The sequence below is a fragment of the Micromonospora sp. NPDC048986 genome (genome assembly GCF_040649335.1).
In the GTDB taxonomy this organism is placed as follows: Bacteria; Actinomycetota; Actinomycetes; order Mycobacteriales; family Micromonosporaceae; genus Micromonospora; species Micromonospora alfalfae.
This window is the reverse complement of the sequence record NZ_JBEZFJ010000021.1, coordinates 21,350-46,082: the sequence shown is the minus strand read 5'-3', so window position 1 is coordinate 46,082 and position 24,733 is coordinate 21,350. Positions and strand designations below refer to the sequence as shown.

Genomic DNA, 24,733 nt, shown 5'->3' with positions numbered 1-24,733 from the left:
CCCCCGACCGGACCCGGCCGGTCGATAGCGCCACGGCGCAGCAGCATACGGCAACGATGCTCAGATCGCGGGCAGTCCCTCGGGACCGGCGCCGCGCATCGAGCGGGTGAGTTTGCGGTCGTCGCTCCACAGGAAACAGCGCACTCCACGGTCGCCCTCCTCCCACTCCCGCTGCGACGGCGGGTAGTAGATGGACCCGGCCCGGTACGGCAGCTCGCTGTTGTTGGGCACCGCGGCGTACTCGGCGATCAGCGCCATGCAGCGCTGGTGCGCCTGTTCGGCGGACTTGGCGAACTCCGCCCAGCTCATGTCCCGCTCCTCGTAGACGCCAACGAACTCGGCGCGGTGCGGCTCGGTGCAGAGCACCGGCGCCATGTAGTTGAGGTTGTCGCCGATCAGCTTGGGGTCGAAGCAGCGGTGCGTCAGCGGCGTGTCGCCGATCAACGCGCCGCGCAGGCTGCCGGTGCGGTTCACCGGGCGGGTGTTGTCGATGCTGCCGGTCTCGCTGATGTCGCAGCGGAACCAGCGGGCGCCGCCGGCCCACGCGGCCGCGGACGGCAACGCGAGCGACAGCGCGAGTCGGGCCGTGTGCCAGTCGCCGCCGAGCACCTGCCGGGCCCGCTGGTCGCACTCGGCGCGAGCCGTGCGCAGCGCCGAAGATCCGGGTTCCGGTCGGGCCTCGGTCAGCGCGTCGGGCCCGACGAAGGTGCCGACGTGGATGGTCTCGGCCAGGTGGTTGCGTGCGCAGTCCACCGTCTCGTACGTGCTGGCCTGCACGACAGTGGCGATCCGCGGCAGGCAGGTGTCGGTGGCGGGGGTGAACGGCTTCGGAACCCGCAGCGTCGGCCAGTCGTCGGTGAGATCACCGTCCGCGCCCCGGGCCGGCGTGCAGCCGGCCAGCAGCATCGTCGTGACGCTGGCCAGCACCAGCGCTGGAAGCCACCGTCGCATCGTCCGCCCTCCCGGGAGCTGGCGGCCGGTCGCCGCGCCCCGCGGCGAGACCCCGGCGGGCGTGCAGCCTACGGCACCGTCCCGGTTGGAGTGTCGTCGCGTTTCCGTCGATCGGCCAGTGGCTGATGTCTGTTCGTCCGGATTCGGAGGTCCGGAGCGTCCAATTCTGCACCAATGGTCATTGCTGGGTCACAGGGCGTCCCCAAAGGTGCCGCGATGCGGGTGGCGGGTGGCCACGTTCGTACACTGGCCCCGTGACCGTACCGCCGCCGATCGTCGCGCCGAGCATCCTGGCCGCCGATTTCGCCCGCCTCGCCGAAGAGGTCCGTGCCGTCGAGGACGCCGCGGACTGGTTGCACGTCGACGTGATGGACAACCATTTCGTGCCGAACCTGACCATTGGGCTGCCCGTGGTGCAGAGCCTGCGGGCCGTCACGGCGATGCCCTTCGACGTGCACCTGATGATCGAGGACCCGCGCCGGTGGGCCCCCGGGTACGCCGACGCCGGGGCGTACAACGTCACCTTCCACGCGGAGGCGTCCGACGACCCGGTGGCGCTCGCCAAGGACCTGCGTTCGGCCGGTGCGAAGGCGGGCCTGGCCATCGACCGGGACACCCCGATCGAGCCCTACCTGGACCTGCTGCCCAGCTTCGACACCCTGCTGATCATGACGATCAAGGCGGGCTTCGGTGGGCAGCGGTTCATTCCGCAGCTACTGGAGAAGGTGCGGACGGCCCGGCGGCACGCGTCGGCCGGGCACCTGGAGCTGCGCATCGAGGTGGACGGCGGGATCGCCGCCGACACCATCGAGCAGGCGGCGGCGGCGGGCGCCGACGCGTTCGTGGCCGGCACCGCCGTGTACGGGGCCGCCGACCCGGCAGAGGCGGTACGGCACCTGCGGGCACTGGCGGAACGCGCGGCGCCCGGGGCCTGAGGTGGAGCCCGAGGCCGACCGCAAGGACATCATTCTCGTCGTCGACGACGACGAGGACATCGCCCGGTTCGTCGAGTTCAACCTGCGGTTGCACGGCTTCGAGGTGATTCACGCCAACGACGGCCAGGAGGCGCTGGAGGTCATCGAGCGCCAGCGGCCGGACCTGGCGGTGGTCGACCTCATGATGCCCCGCATCGACGGGCTGGAGCTGACCCGCCGGCTGCGCGCCGACCCGATGACGTCCGCCCTTCCGGTGATCATGCTGACCGCCAAGGGGATGACTGTCGACAAGGTGCACGGGCTCAGCGCCGGCGCGGACGACTACCTGGTCAAGCCGTTCGACACCGCGGAGCTGGTGGCCCGGGTCTCGTCCACGTTGCGCCGCAACAAGGAGTTCCGGGAGGTCTCCCCGCTGACCGGGCTGCCCGGCAACAGCCGGATCCGTCGGGAGATCAGCGATCGGGTCCGAAACGGCGTGGACTACGCCGTCGGCTACGTCGACATCGACCGGTTCAAGAGCGTCAACGACCGGTACGGCTTCGTGCGCGGCGACGACTTCATCTCCGCGCTGGCCCGCAGCCTGCACCGGGCGGTGGTGGGCGTCGGCCTGCCACCGGCCTTCCTCGGTCACGTCGGCGGTGACGACTTCGTCATCGTCTGCGCCCCGGACCAGGTGCGCCCACTGACGTCCCGGGCGGTCGTCGACTTCGAGAACGCCGCCGACACGCTCTACGACCAGACCGACCGGGAGCGCGGCTTCGTCGAGTTGAAGGATCGGCGCGGCAACATCCGGCGGGCGGCTCTGGTCACGCTCTCCATCGGGGTGTCCCTCTCCGACGCCGGCAAGCGGTTCACCGACCCGCTCGAAGCGATAGCGGTGGCCTCGGAGATGAAGACGGTGGCCAAGAGTCAACCGGGCTCCTACGTGGCGGTGGACCGGCGTCGCGGCGTCACCTGAGCGTGATACCGCTGTGAAGTAGCTCGCCTAGGTGGCGGCAGAGCCGGATGAACGTGTAAGACTTCCCGTGTACCCACCACGCGCTGGCGGGACTCGGTGAAATTCCGAACCGGCGGTGATCCACGGTCCAACCGTGGTCAGCCCGCGACCCGGACGGCTGTGCCGTCCGGTGGACCTGGTGAAAATCCGGGGCCGACGGTTGGGGGCGGTTCGTCCGCGCCCAGACAGTCCGGATGGGAGACAGCGCGCGGGACGGACGGGTCCTCACCGGCCGCTGGCTTCAGCGTGCCGTGCCGACCCCCCGGGGCGGCTGTGCCGTTCCCGGAATCCGCCACCGCCTGCCAGTGGCCCCATGGCCACCGCCTCCCTGACCGCCCGCGCGCGGACCGGCGAGTGAGAGGGCAGGGGCAGGGCGATGGCCAGCGTCTCCGTTGATGAGGCGATGCGGCGTGCGATCGAGTTGGCAGCACGCGGGCTCGGCACCACCAGCCCCAACCCCGTGGTCGGGTGCGTGCTCCTCGACTCCGACGGCGAGGTGGTGGGCGAGGGCTTCCACGCGTACGCCGGGGGTCCGCACGCCGAGATCGTCGCCCTGGCGCAGGCCGGGCAGCGGGCCAAGGGCGGCACAGCTGTCGTCACACTGGAGCCCTGCGACCACACCGGCCGCACCGGCCCCTGTAGTTCGGCGCTCGTCCAGGCCGGGGTGGGCCGGGTGGTCATCGCCGTACCCGACCCGACCCCTGTCGCTTCCGGGGGCGCGGCCACCTTGCGCGCCGCCGGGGTCCGGGTCGATCTGGGGGTACGCGGCGAGGAGGCCGAGGCCGGCAACGTCGCCTGGTTGACCTCGATGCGCCGAGGCTGGCCGTACGTGATCTGGAAGTACGCCGCCACGCTCGACGGGCGCTCCGCCGCTGTCGACGGCACCAGCATGTGGATCACCTCGGAGGCGGCCCGGATCGACGTGCACGCGCTGCGCGGCACCGTCGACGCGGTCATCGCCGGGGTGGGCACGGTGCTCGCCGACGACCCCCGGTTGACCGCCCGCAACCTGCGCGACGGCAGCCTGGCCATCCGGCAGCCGCTGCGGGTGGTGGTGGACAGCTCGGGGCGTACCCCGGCTGACGCCCGGGTCCGCGACGGCGCCGCGCGCACGTGGATCGCGACCGCCGACGAGGTCGGCGCCGACCCGGACGGCCGGGTCGACCTGTCGGCGCTGCTCGCGGCGCTGCACCAGCGCGGGGTGCGCGCGGTGCTGTTGGAGGGCGGCCCCCGGCTGGCCGGCGCGTTCCTGGAGGCCGGCCTGGTCGACAAGATCGTCGGGTACGTCGCGCCGCGGTTGCTCGGCGCCGGCCCGACCGCTCTGGTCGACGCGGGAGTGACCACCATCGCCGAGGCCATCGATCTGGAGTTCGTCGACGTTACGCAGATCGGTCCGGATCTCCGGATCACCGCTTTGCCCCGCAAAAGGGAGGGCTGAGATGTTCACCGGCATTATCGAGGAATTGGGCGAGATCGTCCGGGTGGCGCCGACGGCAGGCGATTCGGCGCTGCTGGGCGTACGCGGCCCGTTGGTCACCTCCGACGCCCGGCACGGCGACTCGATCGCCGTCAACGGTGTCTGCCTGACCGTCGTGGAGGTGGCCGACGGGGTCTTCACCGCCGACGTGATGGGGGAGACGCTGCGCCGCTCCGCGCTGGGCGCGCTGCGCCCCGGCGACCCGGTCAACCTGGAGCGGGCCGCCGCGCTCGGCAGCCGGCTCGGCGGGCACCTGGTGCAGGGCCACGTCGACGGCGTCGGTGAGCTGATCTCCCGGAAGCCGGCCGAGCAGTGGGAGACCGTCCGGTTCCGACTGCCCGCCGCCCTGTCCCGGTACGTGGTGGAGAAGGGCTCGATCACCATCGACGGTGTCTCGTTGACGGTGGCCGCCGTCGGCGCGGACGAGTTCGCCGTCGGGTTGATCCCGACCACGCTGAAGCTGACCACGCTCGGCGCGAAGGGCGTCGGCGACCCGGTCAACCTGGAGGTCGACGTGCTGGCCAAGTACGTCGAGCGGCTGCTCGGCGACCGGCTCACCCAGGCCGACGCCAGCGGGGCGGCCGCGCGGCCGGGCGGGGTGGCGTGATGGGTCCGCTCGGTTGGCTGCTGGATGCCCAGGTACACGTCGCCGGTTCTCCGGTGCTGGCCAGGGAGATCGTCGGCAACGCGTTCGGGCTGGTCTCGGCGCTGCTCGGGTTGCGCCGGCTGGTCTGGGCGTGGCCGGTCGGCATGATCGGCAACGCGCTGCTCCTCACCGTCTTCCTCGGCGGGGTGTTCGCCACCCCGCAGGAGCACGACCTGTACGGGCAGGCCGGCCGGCAGGTGTTCTTCTTCGCGGTCAGCGTCTACGGCTGGTGGCGCTGGCAGCGCAACCGTCGCGCCGACGCCGGGCAGGCCGCGGTCGTGCCGCGCTGGGCCACCGGACGGGAGCGACTGATGCTGCTGGTGGCCGCCGTGATCGGCACCGCCGCGGCGTACCCGCTGCTCAAGGCCCTGGGCTCGTGGGGCCCGCTGCCCGACGCCTGGATCCTCACCGGCAGCCTGCTGGCCACGTACGGCATGGCCCGCGGCTGGGTGGAGTTCTGGCTGCTCTGGATCGCCGTGGACGCGGTGGGCGTGCCGCTGCTGCTGCGCGGCGGGTTCTACCCCTCGGCCGTCATGTACCTGATCTACGGCGCCCTCTGCGTCTGGGGCTTCGCCGCCTGGTGGCGCACCTCCCGCGCCGCCCGACCGGCGACCGTCCGTACGCCCATCTACACGGAGGCTGTCGCATGACCAGTTTTGGGGATATCGAGCAGGCGGTCGCGGACATCGCGGCCGGCCGGCCGGTCGTCGTGGTCGACGACGCGGACCGGGAGAACGAGGGCGACCTGATCTTCGCGGCCGAGTTGGCCACGCCGGAGCTGATGGCGTTCATGGTCCGCCACACCTCCGGGTACGTCTGCGTGGCGCTGACCGAGAGCGAGGCCGACCGGCTCGACCTGCCGCCGATGCACCACACCAACCAGGACCGGCGCGGTACCGCGTACACGGTGACGGTGGACGCCCGCGAGGGGGTCGGCACCGGCATCTCGGCGGCCGACCGCGCACACACCAGCCGGTTGCTCGCCGGCGCGGCGACCGACCCGACCGACCTGTCCCGCCCCGGGCACGTGGTGCCGCTGCGCGCTCGCGAGGGCGGGGTGCTGCGCCGACCGGGGCACACCGAGGCGGGGATCGACCTGACCCGGCTGGCCGGGCTGCGTCCGGCCGGTGTGCTCTGCGAGCTGGTGAACGACGACGGCACCATGATGCGCCTGCCGGATCTGGAGAAGTTCTCCGCCGAGCACGGCCTCACCCTGGTCACCATCGCCGACCTGATCGCCTACCGTCGGCGTACCGAGAAGCAGGTCGAGCTGGTCGCCGACGCCCGGATGCCGACGAGGCACGGGGTGTTCCGGGCGCTCGGCTACCGCGCCGAGCACGACCCGGCCGAACATGTCGCGATGGTGCTGGGTGACCTCGGTGACGGCCAGGACGTGCTGGTCCGGGTGCACTCCGAGTGCCTGACCGGGGACGTGTTCGGCTCGCTGCGCTGCGACTGCGGGCCGCAGCTGGATGCCGCACTGGCTCGGGTCGGGCAGGAAGGCCGGGGCGTGGTGCTCTACGTCCGGGGGCACGAGGGGCGCGGCATCGGCCTGCTGCACAAGTTGCAGGCGTACCAGTTGCAGGACCTGGGCCGCGACACCGTCGACGCCAACCTCGACCTGGGTCTGCCGGCCGACGCCCGCGACTACGGCACCGGCGCGCAGATCCTCTACGACCTGGGCGTGCGGTCGATGCGGCTGCTGACCAACAACCCGGCCAAGCGGGCCGGGCTGGAGGGGTACGGGTTGACCATCACCGGCCGCGAGGGGCTGCCGGTCGGCGCGCACCCGGAGAACATGCGCTACCTGCGCACCAAGCGGGACCGGATGGGTCACCTGCTGGACGAGTTGGACGAGGTGTCCGAGGCGCCGCTGGGGCGTCCGGTCGCCAACGACGAGATCGGAGCATGACGATGGCGGGTTTCGGTGAGCCGGGAGTCGAGGCGGTCGACGCCGCGGGGCTGACCGTCGGGGTCGTTGCCGCCCGCTGGCACGGCGAGCTGACCGACCACATGCTGGAGCGTGCGGTGGCAGCCGCCGAGGCGTGCGGGGCGCGTTCCGTGGTCGCCCGGGTTGCCGGCTCGGTCGAGCTGCCGGTGGTCGCGCAGGCCCTCGCCCGCCGCTGCGACGTGGTGGTAGCCCTCGGCGTGGTGGTCCGGGGTTCCACCGCCCACTTCGACTACGTCTGCCGTTCGGTCACCGACGGGCTGACCCGGGTGGCGTTGGACGAGGGCAAGCCGGTGGCGCACGGAGTGTTGACGGTGGAGACCATCGAGCAGGCCCGCGACCGCGCCGGTCTGCCCGGCTCGGCGGAGGACAAGGGCTGGGCCGCCACGGTGGCGGCGCTCGACGCGGCGCTGGCCGTGCGGACCGTGGCGGCGGGCAACGCCCAGCGGGTCGGCTTCGGCGGCTGACGCCTCGGCCGTCTCTGGCGCCTCGGCCGGCTCCGAGGGCGGGCCTTCAGAGCCGGCCGGCCTCGATGATCCGGCGCAGGAACTGCCGGGTACGAGGCTGCGTCGGCTCGCCGAGCACCTGCCCGGGCGGGCCGCTCTCGACGACCCGCCCGGCGTCGAGGAAGCACACCTGGTCGGCGACCTCCCGGGCGAAGCCCATCTCGTGGGTGGCCAGCACCATTGTCATGCCGTCGGCCTTCAGATCGCGGATCATCGCCAGCACCTCGCCGACCAGCTCCGGGTCGAGCGCGGAGGTGACCTCGTCGAGCAGCATCAGTCGAGGTGAGTTGGCCAGCGCCCGGACGATGGCCACCCGCTGCTGCTGCCCGCCGGAGAGCCGGTCCGGGTAGGCGTCCGCCTTCGCGGCGAGCCCCACCCGGTCGAGCAGCTCCCGGGCCTGCGCCTCCGCCTCCGCCCGGCCCCGCCCGTGTACGCGGCGCGGCGCGAGGGTGATGTTGTCCAACACGCTCAGGTGCGGAAAGAGGTTGTACGCCTGGAACACCATGCCGATCCGCCGCCGGACCCGGTCCGGGTCCACCCGTGGATCGGAGATGTCCTCCCCGTCCAACTCGATGGTGCCGTCGTCGAGTTCGTCCAGCAGGTTGACGCAGCGCAGCAGGGTCGACTTGCCGGACCCGGACGCGCCGATCACTGCCACCACCTGATGCTCGGCGACGGTCAGATCGAGGTGGTCGAGCACGGCGTGGCCGCCGAACTCCTTGCGCAGGCCCCGACAGCGCAGCAACGCCATGGGTCAGCCTCCCGACTGTCGGCGGGCCGCGCGTAGCGTCACCCAGTCGGTGACCGCGATCAGCGGGATCGCGAGGAGCACGAAGAGCACCCCCGCCACGACGTACGGCGTGTAGTTGAAGGTCTGCGCGGTGGCGATCTGCGCGGCGCGGACCGCGTCGATCGGCCCGGCCAGCGAGACCAGCCCGACGTCCTTCTGCAACGCCACCACGTCGTTGAGCAGGGGTGGCGCCACCCGGCGGACGGCCTGCGGCAGGACCACGTGCCGCATCGTCTGCCGATAGGTCAGGCCCAACGAGCGGGCCGCGGCGAGTTGGCTGGAGTGCACCGACTCGATGCCGGCCCGGAACACCTCGGCGAGGTAGCCGCCGTAGGTGAGGACCAACGCGATCCCACCCAGCACCAGCACCGGCGGCATGCCCTGCAACCGCAGCCCCGGCACGCCGAGGGTGAGCAGGTACAACACGATGATCAGCGGTAGGCCGCGGAAGGTGTAGGTGTAGCCGGCGGCCAGCGCGCGGACCGGGAAGAAGACCGGCCCGCGCAGCGTCCGCAGCACGGCGATCACCAGCCCGAGCAGCAGCGCGCCGACCGCACAGCAGACCAGCAGCCGTACGTTGAGCCACAGCCCGCTCAGCACCGTCGGCAGCGCGTCGCGGGCGATCTCCGGATCCAGGAACGAGCGCCGGACCCGGTCCCAGCCCGGCGCTCCGGTCACCGCGATCACCAGCAGCGTGCCGAGCGCCGCCGTCGAGGACGCCGCGACGAGCACGCTGTAGACGGTCTGCCGACGCCGGTACGCCGACCGCCGTAGCTGCGCCTGCGAGGGCACCCGATCCAGGAGCGTCACCGCAGCTCGGCCGCCCCCGCCACCTGCGCGAGCCACTTCTGTTCCAGCTCCTTCAGGGTGCCCGCCGTGGTGAGCTGACCGACCGCCCCGCTCACGCAGGCAGTCAGTGGGGAGTTCTTGTCCAGCAGCAACCCGAACGCCTCCGGCGTACCGACCTGCGGCACCTGCCCGACGATCGTCGCGTCGGTGATCTCCGCACCGGTGATGTAGAAGGCGGTCGGAAGATCGACCACGAGACCGTCGAGCTGCCCGTTCTGGAGGGCCTTCTTGGCGTCGTCGTTGCTGTTGTAGACGTTCGGCTTGGTGGTCGGCTTGATCACGTCGGTGATCGCCTGGTAGCTGGTGGTGCCGACCTGCGCGCCGAGCCGGGCGTCCCGCAGCTCGGCCAGCGACTTCCGGCCGGCGATCTTCGAGGACTTCAACGCGATGACGGTCTGCCGTACCAGGTAGTACGGCGCGGAGAAGTCGACCGCCTGCTTGCGCTCGTCGGTGATGGAGAACTGGTTGATGTCGAAGTCGAAGTACTTCGGCCCCGGCGCGATGGCGCTGTCGAACTTGACCCGGGTCCAGGTGACGTCGGCACGGGCGTAGCCGAGCTTCTCGGCCACCGCGTACGCGACAGCGGATTCGAAGCCCTCGCCGCTGTCCGGCTTGTCCTTGGCGAACCACGGCTCGTACGCGGGCTGGTCGGTGGCGATGGTCAGCTTGCCCGGCGTACGCGTGGGCAGGCTGTCCTTGGCGCAGGACGGCGCTGCGGTGACAGTGGGGGTGGGTTTCTCGTCCTGTGGCGCGCATCCGGCGGTGGCTACGACGACGGCACTGGCGAAGGTGAGCGCGAGAAGACGTGAGCGGCTGGCCATGGCGGACAGCGTAGAGCTCCATGGGCATCGATCGACAATTGTCCCACCATGTTGGTAGGGAATTGTCCGCTTACTGGATTTCGGCGGACCCGGACGCGCGGTGCCGCCCGGGTGGCTGGAAGAATCGTTCCCCGTGAAGACGTTCGAGGAGTTGTTCGCCGAGCTGCAGGCCAAGGCCGCCGCCGGCACCCCGGGCTCGGGCACCGTCGCCGCGCTGGACAAGGGCGTGCACTTCATCGGCAAGAAGGTCGTCGAGGAGGCGGCCGAGTCGTGGATGGCCGCCGAGCACGAGGGGCCGGAGCGCACCGCCGAGGAGATCTCCCAACTGCTCTACCAGGTCCAGGTGCTGATGCTCGCCAGCGGTCTCGAGCTCAAGGACGTCTACCGACATCTGTGAGTGCCCCCACCCCTGTTGATCGCCAACCGGATCGAAGGAGCACTCCGTCATGCTGCGTGTCGCCATTCCCAACAAGGGCACCCTGGCCGAACCGGCCGCCCAGATGCTGCGCGAGGCGGGCTACCGCCAGCGCACCGACCCCAAGGACCTCGTCTGCCGGGACGAGGCCAACGACGTCGAATTCTTCTACCTGCGCCCGAAGGACATCGCCACCTACGTCGGCTCCGGTGACCTCGACCTCGGGATCACCGGCCGGGACCTGCTGATCGACTCGGCCGCGCCGGCCGAGGAGGTCGTCGACCTCGCCTTCGGCCGGGCCACCTTCCGCTTCGCCGCCCGCCCCGACGACATCGCCTCCGTGCAGGAGTTGGGCGGTCACCGCATCGCCACCGCGTACCCGGGTCTGGTCGAACGGCACCTCGGCGAGGTGGGCGTCAAGGCCGACGTGATCCGCCTCGACGGCGCCGTGGAGAACGCCGTACGCCTCGGCGTCGCCGACGTGATCGCGGACGTGGTGGAGACCGGCGCGACCCTGCGCCAGGCGGGCCTGGTGGTCTTCGGCGAGCCGCTGCTGCGCTCGTCGGCGGTGCTGGTCCGGCGCGCCGGCGCGCCCGCCCAACCGCAGGCCGAGCAGTTGCTGCGCCGCCTGCACGGTGTGCTGGTGGCCCGCCGCTACGTGATGCTCGCCTACGACGTGCCGGCCGGTCTGCTGGACCGGGCCAGCGGGCTCACCCCCGGCATCGAGTCGCCCACCGTGTCGCCGCTGCACCGCGAGGGTTGGGTGGCGGTGCAGGCGATGGTGCTCCGCGACGACGTGCACCGCATCATGGACGAGCTGTACGAACTGGGTGCCCGCGCCATCCTCGTCACCAACATCCACGCCTGCCGCCTCTGACCGTTTCCGTACCCGAGGCGCCTCCGTGGCTTGATCCACTCCGGTTTCTTGAAATGGGGGTGTCCGCACGCCAGGGACACCCCCATTTCCCTGAACCCGAGTGGATCTGGCGCGCCGACGCGGACCTTGCTGCGCGCGGACCTGATGCGACCGGGACCTCGTGGGTCGAACCCGGAGATCCGCAAGGTGAGGCCCGTCCGACGACCACGCCCCGCGACCAGGCGCAAGATCGCCCTCGATCCTGGAAACAGTGGCCTCGGGCGGGGTCGAGGCCACTAGATCCAGGATCCAGCACGATCTTGCGGCGGGCCGCGGGCGGCGGGCGGCGGGCGGCGGGCCTGGACCCGGACCCGGACCTGGGCCTGGACCTGGACCTGGACCTGGACCTGGACCTGGGCTGGCCGGGCCCAGACCTGGACCTGGGCTGGCCGGGCCCAGACCTGGACCTGGGCTGGCCGGGCCTGGGCCTGGACCTGGGCCTGGACCTGGACTGGCCCGGGGTCCTGGGTCGGGCTCGGGGTGGTGGCTCGGCGGGTGGTGCGTCTGATGGGCCAGTGCGGGTGGCAGAATGCTGGGGTGAGTGAAACCGAGCTGGTCCGCCTGAAGCCCCGCCGAATCCGCGTGGTCTGCTGGTCGGCGGCGGCTGCCCTGGTGGTGGTGTTCGGTCTGGTCGCCACGTCGCTGAGCGGCCCGACCGGCGACGGTTACGGCAGCTTCCAGCGCGGCGACCAGATCGCCATGATCGGCCTGGGTGTCTTCGGGGCAATGGGCTTCCTGCTGTTCACCCGTCCCCGGGTGGAGGCGGACGCGCGGGGCATCCGGGTCCGTAACGTCATCAGCTCGTACGAACTGCCCTGGGAAGTTGTCCGGGGTGTCCGCTTCGACCGGGGCGCGCCGTGGGCCAGCCTGGAGCTGCACGATGACGACCTGCTGCCGATGGTCGCGTTGCAGGCCGCCGACAAGGAGTTGGCAGTCGACGGGGTCCGCGCGCTGCGCCGGCTGCACGAGGCCCACCAGGCCCGCCTCGCCGAACGCGCCGTCGGTCGCTGACCCGGCCGAATCACCGCCGCCCAGCGCCCACACCGCCCGTCAGCCGGCCCGCATCGCCCGTCAGCCGGCCCGCATCGCCCGTCAGCCGGCCCGCATCGCCCGTCAGCCGGCCCGCATCTCCCGTAGCGGGCCAACATCGCCCGCCCTGCCGCGCTCTCCCGCCACGAGGGACAACTTTCCTGAAACTGCCGCCTCAGCGTGCCGGGAGGCAGTAGTTTCAGGAAAAGTGCGCGGATCTTGACGAAACGGCGCGCCGACCGCGCCACACCGGCACCCGACCACACCGATGACCGGGTCGCGCCGACACGAGGCCGCAGGTCATGCCCGGTTTGGGGGTCGTCGGGGCGCCGGTGTAGTGTTATCGAGTCGACCAGGCTGTCTCCGCGTGCGAGCAGACAGCCTTGAAAGCGGAGCGCCTGCTCCCACCCGAGTCGCCGCTACGGTGGCCGGGTCCGGTCACCGGTTCCGGGCATGTCCCGGTGCCGGATGCGCGATCCTTGTGATCGTGCTGACCGGTCGAGCGGGCCCTGGCATGCGCCGGGGCCTTCTGCTTTTCGGGTTGGTTCCCTCCCGGGAGCCGCAGGGGTCGGCGACAGAGCAGAAACGACTCGAGGAGGCCCCATCAGCGTCGAACCACGCGTGAACGAGCAGATCCGGGCACGTGAGGTCCGACTGGTCGGCCCAGAGGGTGAGCAGGTGGGCATCGTCCCGCTGGAGCGCGCTCTTCAGCTGGCCGCGGACGTCGATCTGGACCTGGTCGAGGTTGCGCCGATGGCGCGCCCGCCGGTGTGCAAGCTCATGGACTTCGGCAAGTTCAAGTACGAGAGCGCACTCAAGGCGCGCGAAGCGCGGCGTAATCAGCAGCAGACCGTCATCAAGGAAATGAAGCTTCGGCCGAAGATCGACCCGCACGACTACGAGACCAAGAAGGGTCACGTGGTGCGGTTCCTCAAGGCGGGCGACAAGGTCAAGGTGACGATCATGTTCCGCGGTCGCGAGCAGAGCCGCCCGGAGCTGGGTTACCGGCTCCTGCGCCGGCTCGAATCCGAGATCACGGAACTGGGATACGTCGAGGCCGCTCCGAAGCAGGACGGCCGAAACATGATCATGGTTCTCGCCCCGCATCGGGCCGTCAAGGCCTCCGCGGTCGCCGCTACGGCGTCTCGCGGCGGACCTCGGGACCGGGCAGCGGACGAGTCCGCCACTCCGGAAGCCGATGAGACCGCGGCGGTCAGCGAGACCGCAGCAGCCGGTGACACCGGCCTCGCCGCCGACACCAGCGGCGAGTAACAGGGGAGAAGACGTTCCACATGCCGAAGATGAAGAGCCACACGGGTATGGGTAAGCGGGTCAAGGTGACCGGCAAGGGCAAGATCGTTGCCCAGCAGGCCGGCCTCCGCCACAACCTGGAGAAGAAGCCCTCCACCCAGACCCGCCGGCTGACCGGCACGGTCGTGCTGGCCAAGGCCGACGTCAAGCGCATCAAGAAGCTGCTCGGCCGCTGACGCGCGCCACCTTACGTAATTAGGAGTTGAGATGGCACGCGTCAAGCGGGCTGTAAACGCCCAGAAGAAGCGTCGTACCCTGCTGGAGTCCGCGAGTGGTTACCGCGGTCAGCGCTCCCGCCTGTACCGCAAGGCCAAGGAGCAGGTGCTGCACTCGATGCAGTACGCCTACCGGGACCGTCGCGACCGCAAGGGCGACTTCCGGCAGCTGTGGATTCAGCGGATCAACGCGGGCGCCCGGGCCAACGGGATGACCTACAACCGTCTGATCCAGGGCCTGCGTCTGGCCGGCATCGAGGTCGACCGCAAGATCCTGGCCGACATGGCTGTCAACGACGCCGCCTCTTTCGCGGCGATCGTCGAGCTGGCCCGGGCCGCGGTCACTGCCGAGGGCACCGGCGGCGCGGCGGCTCAGGCCGCCTGATCCCCACGCACCAGAGCGAGGCGTCTCCCGTGTCGGCACCGCCGTCCGGGGGGCGCCTCAATCGTGCCGGAGGAGCGCACATCATGGCTTTCACCCCGCGTACCCCCAGGGTTGTCGCCGCCCGCCGCCTGCAACGCCGCCGGGACCGCGACGCCACCGGCCGTTTCCTGGCCGAGGGCCCGCAGGCGGTCCGCGAGGCCCTCGCGCGGCCGGGGGTGGTCACCGAACTGTTCGGTACGACCACAGCCCTCGACCGGTATCCGGAGTTGGCCGCCACGGCGGCCCGCGCCGACGTGCCGATCTCCGAGGTGACCGACGACGCCATCGCGGCGCTGGCCGAGACCGTCGCCCCGCAGGGGCTGGTGGCCGTCTGCCGGCACCTGGACGTGTCGCTGGAGCAGGCCCTCGCGGGTGCGCCCCGGCTGGTGGCGGTGCTCGCCGAGATCCGTGACCCGGGCAACGCCGGCACCGTGCTGCGCACCGCCGACGCGGCCGGCGCGGGTGCTGTGGTCTTCGCCGGAGACGCCGTCGACCCGTACAACGGCAAGTGTGTGCGGGCCTCGGCCGGCAGCCTCTTCCACCTCGACGTGGTGCGCGCCACCGACCCGGTAGCGGTGGTCGAGGCGTTGCGCGCCGCCGGGTTGTCGATCTTCGCCACCACCGGGTACGGCGACGACGACCTGGACGACCTGACCGACTACGGTCGGCTCGTCGGGCCGACCGCCTGGTTGTTCGGTTCCGAGGCGCACGGCCTGTCCGAGGAGTTGACCGCCGCCGCCGACGCCCGGGTGCGGGTGCCGCTGTACGGGCGCGCGGAGAGCCTCAACCTGGCTGCCGCCGCCGCGGTCTGCCTGTACGCTTCAGCGAGAGCGCAGCGCTGAGGGTGAAAGCCTGCGGCGCGACTGACAGCAGGGGAGAGCGTCCGTCCATGAACGCGACACGGCGTTCGTTTAGCCAGCCCGCCGGTGTCGGCGGGCGGCGGGCCTGACCTGCTCCCTGCGTAACTCCTACCGGCGGGCTGCGGCACAGCCGCGCGTCCGTAGACTCGCCTAGCCGCCCCGGTGAGGGCTGGCGCCGCCGTGAGGGAGTGCCCGTACGCCATGAGCTACCGCAACGATCCGTACGACCCGAAGCAGGTCGCCCTGCTCGACCCCGCCGCCCTGGCCGAGGCCGTCGCGGACGCCACGAAGGCGTTCGAGGCCGCCGCCGACCCGGACGCGCTGACCGCGCTGCGCTCGGTGCACCTGGGTGACCGGTCACCGGTCTCCCTCGCGCGCCGGGAGATCGGCGCGCTGCCGCCGGCCGCGAAGTCCGACGCCGGCAAGCGGGTCAACGAGGCCCGCCGGGCGATCGAGTCCGCGTACGCCGAGCGCGCCGAGGTGGTGGAGCGCGAGCAGGCCGAGCGGGTGCTGGTCGAGGAGCGGGTGGACGTCACACTGCCCTACGACAGGCGTCCGCGTGGCGCCCGGCACCCGTTGAGCACCCTGATGGAGTCGATCAGCGATCTCTTCGTCGGGATGGGCTACGAGGTGGCCGAGGGGCCCGAGGTCGACCTGGAGTGGGTCAACTTCGACGCCTTGAACATCCCCGCCGACCACCCGGCCCGCGGGTTGATGGACACCTTCCACATCGCACCGGAGGGCTCCGGCCTGGTGCTGCGTACGCACACCTCGACGGTGCAGACCCGCACGATGCTCAGCCGCAAGCCGCCGATCTACGTGATCGTGCCCGGTCGCGTCTACCGCACCGACGAGATCGACGCCACCCACAGCCCGGTGTTCCACCAGGCCGAGGGCCTGGTGGTGGACAAGGGCATCACGATGGCCCACCTGCGGGGCACGCTGGACCACTTCGCCCGGGCGATGTTCGGCCCGGAGGCGAAGACCCGGTGGCGGCCGCACTACTTCCCGTTCACCGAGCCGTCGGCGGAGTTCGACGTGTGGTTCCCGGAGCACCGTGACGGCCCGCAGTGGGTCGAGTGGGGTGGCTGCGGCATGGTCAACCCCCGGGTGCTGCGCGCCTGCGGCGTCGACCCGGAGGTCTACTCCGGCTTCGCGTTCGGCATGGGCATCGACCGGACCCTGATGGTCCGGCACGGGGTCAGCGACATCCGCCATCTCTTCGAGGGCGACGTGCGGTTCAGCCGCGCGCTCGGGACCGGGGCGTAGGCGATGCGGGTACGAGACACGGGAACGGTGGTCTGAAGTCATGCGAGTTTCTGTCAGTTGGCTGCGGGAGTACGTCGACCTCCCCGCCGACCTGCCCACCGGTGACCTGGAGCAGGCCCTTGTCGACCTCGGTATCGAGGTCGAGTCCGCTGTGGACCTGGCCGAGACCGTCACCGGCCAACTGGTCGTCGGTGAGGTCCGCGAGATCGAGGAGCTGACCGGGTTCAAGAAGCCGATCCGGTTCTGCCGGGTCGACGTGGGTGCCGCCAACGGCACCGGTGAGCCGCAGGAGATCGTCTGCGGTGCCCGTAACTTCGCCGTCGGTGACCGGGTGGTGGTGATCCTGCCCGGCGGCGTGCTGCCCGGCGGTTTCGCCATCGGCGCCCGCAAGACGTACGGGCACAACTCGGCGGGCATGATCTGCTCGGCCAAGGAGTTGGGCCTGGGCGACGACCACTCCGGCATCATCGTGCTGGGGCCGGACGTGACGGCCAAGCCGGGCGACGACGCGCGCCCGGTGGTCGGCCTGGACGACGTCGTGCTCGATCTGGAGATCACCCCCGACCGGGGGTACGCGCTGAGCCTGCGCGGCCTGGCCCGGGAGTTGTCGCACGCGTTCGACGTGCCGCTGCGCGACCCGGCCCTGGCGCCCGCCCCGAGCGGAACGCCGACGCCGGCGTACCCGGTGGAGGTCCGCGACACGGTCGGCTGTGACCGGTACAGCGCCCGCCTGGTGCGCGGCGTCGACCCGGCCGCGCCCACGCCGTCGTGGATGGCCCAGCGGCTCGTCACCGCCGGCATCCGCAGCATCTCGCTGCCCGTCGACATCACCAACTACGTGATGTTGGAGCTGGGCCAGCCGATGCACGCCTTCGACGCCGACCGGATCGCCGGCCCGCTGGTGGTCCGCCGTGCCGAGGCGGGGGAGAAGTTGACCACCCTGGACGGTGTCAACCGGGTGCTCACCGCCGACGACATGGTCATCTGCGATGACACCGGCCCGATCTCGCTCGCGGCGGTGATGGGCGGCGAGACCAGCGAGGTCGACACCGGAAAGACCACCAACGTGCTCTTCGAGGCCGCCCACTGGGATCCGGCCATGGTCGGGCGCACGGCCCGCCGGCACAAGCTGTTCAGCGAGGCCGCGAAGCGCTGGGAGCGGGGCGTCGACCCGGCGGTGCCGCTGGTCGCGCTGGAGCGGGCCGTGGGGCTGCTCACCGAGCACGGCGGCGGCGCTCCGAGCGCCGAGATCCTGGACATCGACCACGTCCGGCCGCGTACCCCGATCACCCTGCCGGCGGACCTGCCGACCCGGCGGGTCGGCGTCGAGTACCCGCCGGCGCGGGTGGTCGCCCTGCTGGAGCGGGTCGGCTGCACTGTCGCGCAGGGCGCGGACCGGTTGTCCGAGGATCCGGGCGCGGTCGGCGTGGCCGGCGGCGTCGGGGCGGTGCTGAGCGTCACCCCGCCGACCTGGCGGCCCGACCTGACCGACCCGGCCGACCTGGTCGAGGAGGTGGTCCGCCTCGACGGGTACGACAGGGTGCCGTCGGTGCTGCCGACCGCGCCCCCGGGGCGCGGTCTGACCCCGCGGCAGCGTCGCCGCCGGGCCGTCGCCGGGTCGCTGGCCGAGCGGGGGTACGTGGAGGTGCTCGCGCACCCGTTCGTGTCGCCGGAGCTGGCCGACCAGCTCGGCCTGCCGGCCGACGATTCGCGTCGGCCCGCGGTGCGACTGGCCAACCCGCTGTCCGAGGAGGAGCCGCTGCTGCGCACCACGCTGCTCGGCCCGCTGCTCGGCATCCTCAAGCGCAACCTCGGCCGGGGTCACCGCGACCTGGCCCTCTACGAGATCGGTGCGGTCTTCCACCCGCGCGTCGGCGCCGGCAGCCCGCCGGCGATGGGCGTGGACCGACGCCCCACCGACGAGGAGTTCGCAGCCGCCGACGCGGTGGTGCCGGCGCAGCCGGTGCACGTCGCGGTGGTGCTCTCCGGCGACCTGGACCCGGCCGGCTGGTGGGGTCCGGGCCGGCCGGCCGGCTGGGCGGACGCGATCGAGGCGGCCCGTGACGTGTTGGCCGCCGCCGGGATCCCCGACGAGCGGGTCGAGGTGCGCGCCGCCGAGTACGCCCCGTGGCACCCGGGTCGCTGCGCCGAGCTGCGGGTCGACGGCTCGGTCGTCGGACACGCCGGCGAGCTGCACCCGGTGGTGGTCGCGGCGTTGGAGCTGCCCCGCCGCACCAGCGCGATGGAGCTGGACCTCGACACGCTGCCGCCGACCCCGGTCACGCCAGCGCCGGCGGTCTCCGGCTTCCCGCCGGCGCTGATCGACGTGGCCCTGGTGGTGGACGAGTCGGTGCCGGCGGAGCAGGTGCGCCGGGCGCTGGAGGCGGGCGCCGGTGAGCTGCTGGAGGACGTGCGGCTGTTCGACGTGTATTCCGGCGCGCAGCTCGGCGCCGGCCGCCGGTCGCTGGCGTACAAGCTCACCTTCCGGGCACTGGACCGGACGCTCACCGTCGAGGAGGCGGTCGCGGCACGGGACGCGGCGGTCGCCGTCGCGGCGGAGCGCCTCGGCGCCACCCTGCGCGGCGCCTGACGCGACCCACGACGGCCCCGGTACCCGGCAGCGGGTAGCGGGGCCGTCGTCGTTTCGCCGCCGGCTGCGCCGTGTCGGGCTTCCGACAGGCCGCGCCGGCCCTCGTCGGCGGCGATGGCCCAGTGGTCGGGCCGTCGTGGCTGGCACCAGGCATCAGTCGCCGGTGGCATGCGTCGGCGTCGATGCGGAGTGGTCTTCGGGTGACCGGCCGGAGGCTCGGCGTCGACGTTGCCGACCATGTCACGAGCCTTTCCGAGGTCGATACGAATCGGTAGCCTTGCCTGGCGAAGGGGTGAGCGCCGACGCCTGTCGCAGGGCTTCAGGCAAGGAGCAGCGCATGATCGAGGCAATCGTCGCCGCGGCGCTCGTCAAGATCGCCGAGGGGTCCGGGGCGGCACTCGTCGACCTGATCCGGCGGCGGTTCGTCCGCAGCGACGAGCCGGCCGGGATGCTCGAATCCCTGGACCGGGTGGCGCAGGGCGACGTCTCGGCGGACGACATGGCGCGACTCCGTGCGCTCCTGACCCGGTGCGCGGCCGAGGATCCGGAGTTCCTGCGGGAGCTCCGGCAGGGGGCGACGTCGATCGGCGGCACGAACGTGGTGGCCTCCAGCAACGTGGGCAAGCTGGTGCAGGCCCAGCGCGTCGGCGACATCACGATGTAGCCGGAGGTGACCGACATGGAGCCCGACTCCGGAAGCTCGTCGCACAACGTGGCCGAGGGACTGTCGGCGCACCAGGTCCTCCAGGTGGGCTCCTCCGGCCCGATCTACGTCGAACAGCCGCGAGCGGCGGTGCGCGTCCCCGAGCCACCGCACATGCTCCCGGGCGGCATCGGGAGGATCGTCGGCCGGCACCACCTGCTGCACGAGATGGACGAGGCGATGACGACGCCGGGCTCGCGCTGCTGCATGGTGTGGGGCCTGGCCGGCTCGGGGAAGACCACCCTCGCTGTCGCCTGGGCCAGCTCGCGCATCGCCGAATACCCCGACGGGCAGTTCTTCGTCGACATGTGCGCGTACTCCGGCACACCGCGCATCGAGACCCGGGACGCCCTGCGCAGCTTCCTGGCCACGCTGGGGATCAACCGGTCCGACCTTCCTGACAACGAGGCGGAGTGGGGCGGTGTCTTCCGCGCCGTCACCGCCGGCCGGCGGTGCCTCGTGATCGTGGACAACGTCGGTTCCTACGAGCAGGTTCGCGACCTGGTGCCGGGCTTCGGGTCGGTGCTGGTGGTCACCAGCCGCCGGGCGATCCCGGAGATGAGCGTTCGTCACGACGCCCGGGTGATCAAACTTCCGTTGCTCACCCTCGACGAGGGGGTGGAGCTGATCGCCGAACGTGTCGGGTTCGTCCGCGTCGAACGGGAGCAGGCCGCCGCCCAACGCATCGTGCAGCTTCTGGAGGGGCATCCGTTGGCGTTGGCCATCGTCTCGGCGAAGCTCGCCATCCAGAGCACCTGGACAATCGACGACGCCGCGAGGGGAATCGAGGAGGAGCAGAGCCCACTTCGCTTCCTCGATGACGCCGGCCTGGGCATCGAGGTCGGTCGCGTCATCTCCTGGTCGCTCGACGACCTCGACGCGGCAACGACGAAGGTCCTCTACGTCGCGTCCATGCTGCCCAGCAACGAATGCTCGGTGGCGGTGCTCTGCCTCGTCCTCGACCAGCCACGGCGGGTGTGTGACCGCACTCTCCAGGCCCTGTGCCTGGCATCCCTCATCGACGAGATCAGCCCCGGCCGTTACCGCTTCCACGACCTGATGAAGGCCTATCTCGCGGAGACGCTCGGTCAGGTGCTGGACCCCGCCGAGCAGGAGCTGACCGCGCGCCGCATCCGCACCGTCTACCTGGCGTTGAGCTACGCCGCCGATCGCGCCATCGATCCACACCGGGACTCCCTGCCGGTGGACCAGGAGCTGCTGACCGTCGCCGGGTCGGCCAGCTTCACGGTGGCGCAGGCCCTCTCCTGGTTCGAGTCGATCACCGCGGCCATGACCTACCTCATCGAGCAGGCCCGGGCCGACGACGACTTCGCCTTCATCACCCGGTTCGCACGGGCATTCAACACGTTCCTGTACTGGCGTCAGGACGTCACGAGAACGCTTTCCGTCCAGCGGGAAGCTGTTGCCGCGGCGGCCGGCGGTGACCCGGCGATGGAGGCGCTGTCCCGACGCGCCCTGGGGCGTGCCTACGCGGACATCGGCCAGCTTGAGCCGGCGAAGGAGCAATTGCGCGCCTCCATGGCGCTGGAGGCGGCGTCCGGCGACGGTTCCGGTCGGGCGTCGTCGCATCACGCCATGGCCGAGCTCTGTCTCCGGTCGGGTGACTATCGGGACGCGCTGCGCTGGGGGCTGCGGGCGGCCCGGCAATCCCGCAACGGCAACAATGTCGTCCGCGAGGCCCGTGGGCTGTACGACGCGGCCCGAGCTTTGAACGAACTGGGCCACTGGGCCTGGGCCCGAGGGCTCGGCCTGCGCAGCCTCGCCATGTGCGAGGAGCGCGGCAACGACTACGGCCGGGCGTTGGCCCTGCGTCTGCTCGGCGCGACCGGCCTCCGGTCGGGTGAGGTCGAGGAGGGCTGCACCTGGTTGGAGCGGGCCTGGCGGGTCGAGGAGTCCCTCGGCAACTTCCGTTCCGTCCGGACGATCCTGGACCAACTCGAACAGGCGTACGGTCAGTGCGGGAACGTCAGCGCCGTGGAAGAGGTCCGACGGGCGCTGGCCCGCCTGGAGCACTACCCGGATCTCACCCAGTCGACGTTGGTGGTCGGGAGTCCGGCGATATGAGTCCTCGGTACGCGCCGCTCGTCCCGGCTGACGAGTTGGCCAGCCCTGCGTCGTATCGGCAACTGCGGCGGGAGCGGGAAGCCGCGAGGTTCCGACGCGAGATCGAGGCGATCGTCGACGGTGCGTGCCGGGCGGAGCCGGCCGGTCCGCTCCTCCGGGACACCTTCACGTCGCTGAGCGGGAACCTCGCGGCCGAGGGTGCGCTCAGCTTCGCCGGGCTCGTCGCACCCGAGCGGTTCGACAGCGCGCGGCGGGCGTACGACTCGGCGATCGACACCAGGGGCAGCCGTGGCTCGCTGCACAACTACCTGAACGTCGCTGACGCGGGCTCCCTGGTCGAGCATCCGGAATTCCGGGAGGCGTTCGCTCATCCGCTGCTGGTCGCGCTCGTCGCGCACGCCCTCGGCGGACCCGTGAAGATCATCGACCTGCGGGCGAAGGACACGCAGCCACTCGACGTCGTGGCGCGCGACAACACCCTGCACGTCGACAACAGCCCTTTCATGGACGAGTTCAAGGTGATCGTCACCTGGACGATGGGCACCGGTCGAGGGCCCTCGGGGCAGGGGCTCACCTACCTGCCCCGCACGAATCGGCTCCTGCGGCAGTGCTTCGTCGACGACGACGGGACCGCGTGGAGCGACGAGGACAGCTGCATCTTTCCCTCTCAGGCCCGGGTGGACGAGGCGCTCGCCGCCCAGGCCCGCTTCTTCGACGACGGCCGTCCGAGAGTCGTCCATCTTCAGGACATCGCGACCCCCTGTCACACGATCTTCGCCGCGAGTCGGCTGGTCCATCACCGGTACCGTACGTCCGCGGGCGGGCCACGCAGTGCGATCATGGCGGCGTTCCACCGGACCGACGAGGGCACCGGCTTCCTCGGCGCCAGCGACCTCTCCGGGTCGGCTCTCGACCGGTTCCTGTTGGCGACCGGGGACGGGCGTCCCTTCCTGGAGCTTCTCGCCGACGAGATGCCCCGGGTCGTCGCGGCGCTCGCGGCCGCCGCGTCCCGGCCCGGCCTCGTCGTCGACCCGGACCGGCATCTCCTGCGCGACGAGGGCTTTCGCGCCTGGTACGAGCGGCTGAGCGCGGGGGTCTCCCTCGACCGACTGCGCCGCGCCACGCTGGCCACGGCCGCCGACGACGACACGCCCCTCGCGCAGCGACTCGTTCTGCGCATGCAGTACGACCTGCAGGGCGCCCTCAACATGCCGCTCTACACCGACCTGCGGGAGGAGGTGCGCAAGCGGGCGCGGATCGTGATCCGGGAGATGACGCCGGAGCACATCCGGGACATCGTCACGCGGTACGACCTCGCTGCGCTCCTGCGCGCGCAGTCGGCGCCGCAGCGCCGGCCGGTCAGCGAACTCGCCGAGGAACTGCACGACGTGCTGGTCGCTTTGCGGCGGCTCCTGTCGACGGCGGTCGCGTCCCGCCCCGCCGGCCCGATCTGGGGTTCGACCGACGGGAACGCCGCCGCGCTGTCCCTGCGGCGCTTCATCGTCGACCTGTGCGTCGCGGCCGCTGACGTCGGCGACGACGCGTCGCTGACCACCGGGTGTGTGTTCGGTGCCCTCGGCTCCGTGCTGGCCGACGACCTCTTCGACCTCGGCGCCGCGGGCCGCGAGGTCACCGGCGAGTTGTTCGGGATGTACCTCCGGCTGGCGGCCTCCTCGCTGGGCGAACGCCCGGCACACCCGGAGAAGGAGAAGCTGGACACCTACCTCGAATCCGTGAACGAGGAGAGGCAGACCGCCAAGCTGGCGTCCGAGGTCTGGTTCCAGGCCGCTTCCGCCGAGGTGACCGCGCGCAACGACGATTTCGTTCGCGCGCTGCTGCGGCGTGTGCTGCCGCCGGGGCGACCGTCGCCGGAGTCCGGCGATCTCGGCGCGCTGCTGGCGGATCCCGCCGCCCTCAGCGCGCACTACTGGAAGCGGGTGGTGGTGGGGAAGCCGGTGGCGGTGCGCTTCGGCGCGGCCGACCTCGACACCCTCGACGGCTACTTCGGGCTGACGGCCGAGCGGAGCCTGCCGGCCGCTGTCGTTCGGCTACGCGAGGAGACCACTCCCGGCTCGCCGGCCGAGCACCTGCTGCGCGGCATCGAGCGGCTCGCGTCACGACGGGGTCGGTCCCACGCCGAGGCGTGCCGGGATGTCATGAGCCGCTTGTCGGCGCACTGGCCGGACCTCGTTCACCTGTGTCGGGGTGGCCCGGATGCTCCACCGCTGCCGGCCGACCGTATTCTCTCGACGCTCCACGATGCGATCGGCGCCGTGGACGAGGAGGGCGGGCGTTCGCGCCGGTCGTCGTCGGGCGTCCCCTCGCCGCGCGCGGGGTCGGCCGAGGTGTTGTTGACGACCGCCGAGGCGCGCGAGTTGGCCCGCGTCTACATGCTCGCCCGGTTCTGCTTCAGCGCTGAGGAGTTCCGGGTCGCGCAGTTGCTGGCCGGTGATCCGCGTGTCCGGTACGCCGTCCTCGCCACCCATCTGTACCTGGTCGACGAGGTGTCGCTGTCGGCGTCGGAACTGGTCGAGGCCTGGAGCACGGCGAAGATCCTGCTGCCCTTCACCGAGGCCTTCGTCAACGTCTCGGGCTACTCGTCGTCAGTCATCGACCTCGTACCGAATCCGAAACTGATCACGGTCGTCAGCAACAACCTGTTGCCGGCCGTGGCCGGCGAGTTGCTCAGGCGGGACGCCAGCGTCGACGAGTTGGATGCGGACATCCTCGCCGCGGGTGTCCAGGCCGCCGTGCGGCGCGGCGTCTTCGACGTCACCATCGGCCTGTTCCACCAGACCGACCGGCGGGACGTGGTGTCAGTGTCCGGCCTCAGTCGGCGGGTCTGTCCGGCGGTCCGGCCGTTCGGCGCGTTCTGTCAGCGTTGGTTGCCGTACTTCTTCGACAGCCATCCCAGCGCTCCAACCGGTCGTACTTTCATGCAGTGCTCCACATAAAATTGCAGTCACCACGTAGTGCTGCTAGCCTTCGCTGCATAG

General features: G+C 71.5%; 24 protein-coding genes and 1 riboswitch. Of the genes, 20 read left to right on the top strand and 4 right to left on the bottom strand.

Going from position 1 to position 24,733, the window contains the following annotated elements:
• Window positions 1–60: 60 nt before the first annotated feature.
• Window positions 61–951, bottom strand: coding sequence for a septum formation family protein (locus AB0B94_RS31535; RefSeq protein ID WP_357289044.1), 891 nt, complete (start codon window positions 949–951; stop codon window positions 61–63).
• Window positions 952–1,205: 254 nt separating this feature from the next.
• Here AB0B94_RS31535 and rpe point away from each other — a divergent pair, with 254 nt between their 5' ends.
• From rpe to ribH, 7 genes are all read left to right on the top strand, one after another.
• Window positions 1,206–1,886, top strand: a complete 681-nt coding sequence (gene rpe / locus AB0B94_RS31530) for a ribulose-phosphate 3-epimerase (protein ID WP_238671589.1) — start codon at window positions 1,206–1,208, stop codon at window positions 1,884–1,886.
• A gap of 1 nt (window position 1,887) precedes the next feature.
• Complete coding sequence (locus tag AB0B94_RS31525) at window positions 1,888–2,844, top strand: response regulator (protein WP_238671588.1); 957 nt, start codon at window positions 1,888–1,890, stop codon at window positions 2,842–2,844.
• A gap of 78 nt (window positions 2,845–2,922) precedes the next feature.
• Window positions 2,923–3,093: riboswitch (FMN riboswitch) on the top strand.
• A gap of 166 nt (window positions 3,094–3,259) precedes the next feature.
• Window positions 3,260–4,321 (top strand): bifunctional diaminohydroxyphosphoribosylaminopyrimidine deaminase/5-amino-6-(5-phosphoribosylamino)uracil reductase RibD, encoded by a 1,062-nt coding sequence (gene ribD / locus AB0B94_RS31520; protein WP_357289039.1) that lies wholly within the window; start codon window positions 3,260–3,262, stop codon window positions 4,319–4,321.
• Window position 4,322: 1 nt separating this feature from the next.
• Entirely contained in the window at window positions 4,323–4,967 is a 645-nt protein-coding gene (locus AB0B94_RS31515; RefSeq protein ID WP_357289036.1) for a riboflavin synthase, read from the top strand.
• Window positions 4,967–5,656: a nicotinamide riboside transporter PnuC gene (gene pnuC, locus AB0B94_RS31510; protein WP_357289033.1), complete on the top strand. Its 690-nt coding sequence runs from the start codon at window positions 4,967–4,969 to the stop codon at window positions 5,654–5,656. The genes AB0B94_RS31515 and pnuC overlap by 1 nt, the downstream gene beginning before the upstream one ends.
• A complete protein-coding gene (locus tag AB0B94_RS31505; RefSeq protein WP_357289030.1) occupies window positions 5,653–6,918 on the top strand; it encodes a bifunctional 3,4-dihydroxy-2-butanone-4-phosphate synthase/GTP cyclohydrolase II in 1,266 nt (421 codons plus the stop codon). Before pnuC ends, AB0B94_RS31505 begins: the two co-directional genes overlap by 4 nt.
• Before the next feature lie 2 nt (window positions 6,919–6,920).
• The gene (gene ribH, locus AB0B94_RS31500) at window positions 6,921–7,421 is read left to right on the top strand and encodes a 6,7-dimethyl-8-ribityllumazine synthase (RefSeq protein ID WP_091401939.1); all 501 of its coding nucleotides are present in this window, start codon (window positions 6,921–6,923) and stop codon (window positions 7,419–7,421) included.
• A gap of 46 nt (window positions 7,422–7,467) precedes the next feature.
• On the opposite strand, the gene AB0B94_RS31495 is transcribed toward ribH, so the two are convergent.
• Genes AB0B94_RS31495 through AB0B94_RS31485 form a run of 3 tightly spaced genes read right to left on the bottom strand, consistent with a single transcriptional unit; the run spans window position 7,468 to window position 9,920 of the window.
• Entirely contained in the window at window positions 7,468–8,211 is a 744-nt protein-coding gene (locus AB0B94_RS31495; RefSeq protein ID WP_357289027.1) for an amino acid ABC transporter ATP-binding protein, read from the bottom strand.
• A 3-nt stretch (window positions 8,212–8,214) separates the two neighbouring features.
• Window positions 8,215–9,051, bottom strand: coding sequence for an amino acid ABC transporter permease (locus AB0B94_RS31490; protein WP_357289160.1), 837 nt, complete (start codon window positions 9,049–9,051; stop codon window positions 8,215–8,217).
• A gap of 5 nt (window positions 9,052–9,056) precedes the next feature.
• Window positions 9,057–9,920: an ABC transporter substrate-binding protein gene (locus tag AB0B94_RS31485; RefSeq protein ID WP_357289024.1), complete on the bottom strand. Its 864-nt coding sequence runs from the start codon at window positions 9,918–9,920 to the stop codon at window positions 9,057–9,059.
• A 133-nt stretch (window positions 9,921–10,053) separates the two neighbouring features.
• On the opposite strand from AB0B94_RS31485, the gene AB0B94_RS31480 reads away from it, so the two are divergent.
• The 13 genes from AB0B94_RS31480 (at window position 10,054) to AB0B94_RS31420 (ending at window position 24,691) form a co-directional block, all read left to right on the top strand.
• Complete coding sequence (locus tag AB0B94_RS31480) at window positions 10,054–10,317, top strand: phosphoribosyl-ATP diphosphatase (protein ID WP_030335709.1); 264 nt, start codon at window positions 10,054–10,056, stop codon at window positions 10,315–10,317.
• Between the two features lie 49 nt (window positions 10,318–10,366).
• Complete coding sequence (gene hisG / locus AB0B94_RS31475) at window positions 10,367–11,212, top strand: ATP phosphoribosyltransferase (RefSeq protein ID WP_030488425.1); 846 nt, start codon at window positions 10,367–10,369, stop codon at window positions 11,210–11,212.
• A 299-nt stretch (window positions 11,213–11,511) separates the two neighbouring features.
• On the top strand, window positions 11,512–11,796 hold the full coding sequence (locus tag AB0B94_RS31470; RefSeq protein WP_357289021.1) for a hypothetical protein: 285 nt from the start codon (window positions 11,512–11,514) through the stop codon (window positions 11,794–11,796).
• Window positions 11,789–12,262 carry a PH domain-containing protein gene (locus AB0B94_RS31465; protein WP_357289018.1) on the top strand — a complete coding sequence of 158 codons (474 nt, stop codon included), beginning with the start codon at window positions 11,789–11,791 and terminating at the stop codon, window positions 12,260–12,262. Before AB0B94_RS31470 ends, AB0B94_RS31465 begins: the two co-directional genes overlap by 8 nt.
• A 639-nt stretch (window positions 12,263–12,901) precedes the next feature.
• A complete protein-coding gene (gene infC / locus AB0B94_RS31460) occupies window positions 12,902–13,552 on the top strand; it encodes a translation initiation factor IF-3 (RefSeq protein ID WP_091401946.1) in 651 nt (216 codons plus the stop codon).
• A gap of 20 nt (window positions 13,553–13,572) precedes the next feature.
• Window positions 13,573–13,767, top strand: coding sequence for a 50S ribosomal protein L35 (gene rpmI / locus AB0B94_RS31455; RefSeq protein ID WP_007458415.1), 195 nt, complete (start codon window positions 13,573–13,575; stop codon window positions 13,765–13,767).
• A 31-nt stretch (window positions 13,768–13,798) separates the two neighbouring features.
• Window positions 13,799–14,191 (top strand): 50S ribosomal protein L20, encoded by a 393-nt coding sequence (rplT, locus tag AB0B94_RS31450; RefSeq protein WP_030488429.1) that lies wholly within the window; start codon window positions 13,799–13,801, stop codon window positions 14,189–14,191.
• A gap of 29 nt (window positions 14,192–14,220) precedes the next feature.
• The gene (locus AB0B94_RS31445; protein ID WP_357289013.1) at window positions 14,221–15,072 is read left to right on the top strand and encodes an RNA methyltransferase; all 852 of its coding nucleotides are present in this window, start codon (window positions 14,221–14,223) and stop codon (window positions 15,070–15,072) included.
• Between the two features lie 219 nt (window positions 15,073–15,291).
• Window positions 15,292–16,359, top strand: a complete 1,068-nt coding sequence (gene pheS, locus AB0B94_RS31440; RefSeq protein ID WP_030335722.1) for a phenylalanine--tRNA ligase subunit alpha — start codon at window positions 15,292–15,294, stop codon at window positions 16,357–16,359.
• A gap of 40 nt (window positions 16,360–16,399) precedes the next feature.
• Window positions 16,400–18,949: a phenylalanine--tRNA ligase subunit beta gene (gene pheT / locus AB0B94_RS31435; protein ID WP_357289008.1), complete on the top strand. Its 2,550-nt coding sequence runs from the start codon at window positions 16,400–16,402 to the stop codon at window positions 18,947–18,949.
• 337 nt (window positions 18,950–19,286) lie between these two features.
• On the top strand, window positions 19,287–19,613 hold the full coding sequence (locus AB0B94_RS31430) for a hypothetical protein (RefSeq protein WP_357289005.1): 327 nt from the start codon (window positions 19,287–19,289) through the stop codon (window positions 19,611–19,613).
• Window positions 19,614–19,628: 15 nt separating this feature from the next.
• Entirely contained in the window at window positions 19,629–21,737 is a 2,109-nt protein-coding gene (locus tag AB0B94_RS31425) for an NB-ARC domain-containing protein (RefSeq protein WP_357289001.1), read from the top strand.
• Entirely contained in the window at window positions 21,734–24,691 is a 2,958-nt protein-coding gene (locus tag AB0B94_RS31420) for a hypothetical protein (protein ID WP_357288998.1), read from the top strand. Before AB0B94_RS31425 ends, AB0B94_RS31420 begins: the two co-directional genes overlap by 4 nt.
• The last annotated feature ends 42 nt before the right edge of the window (window positions 24,692–24,733 follow it).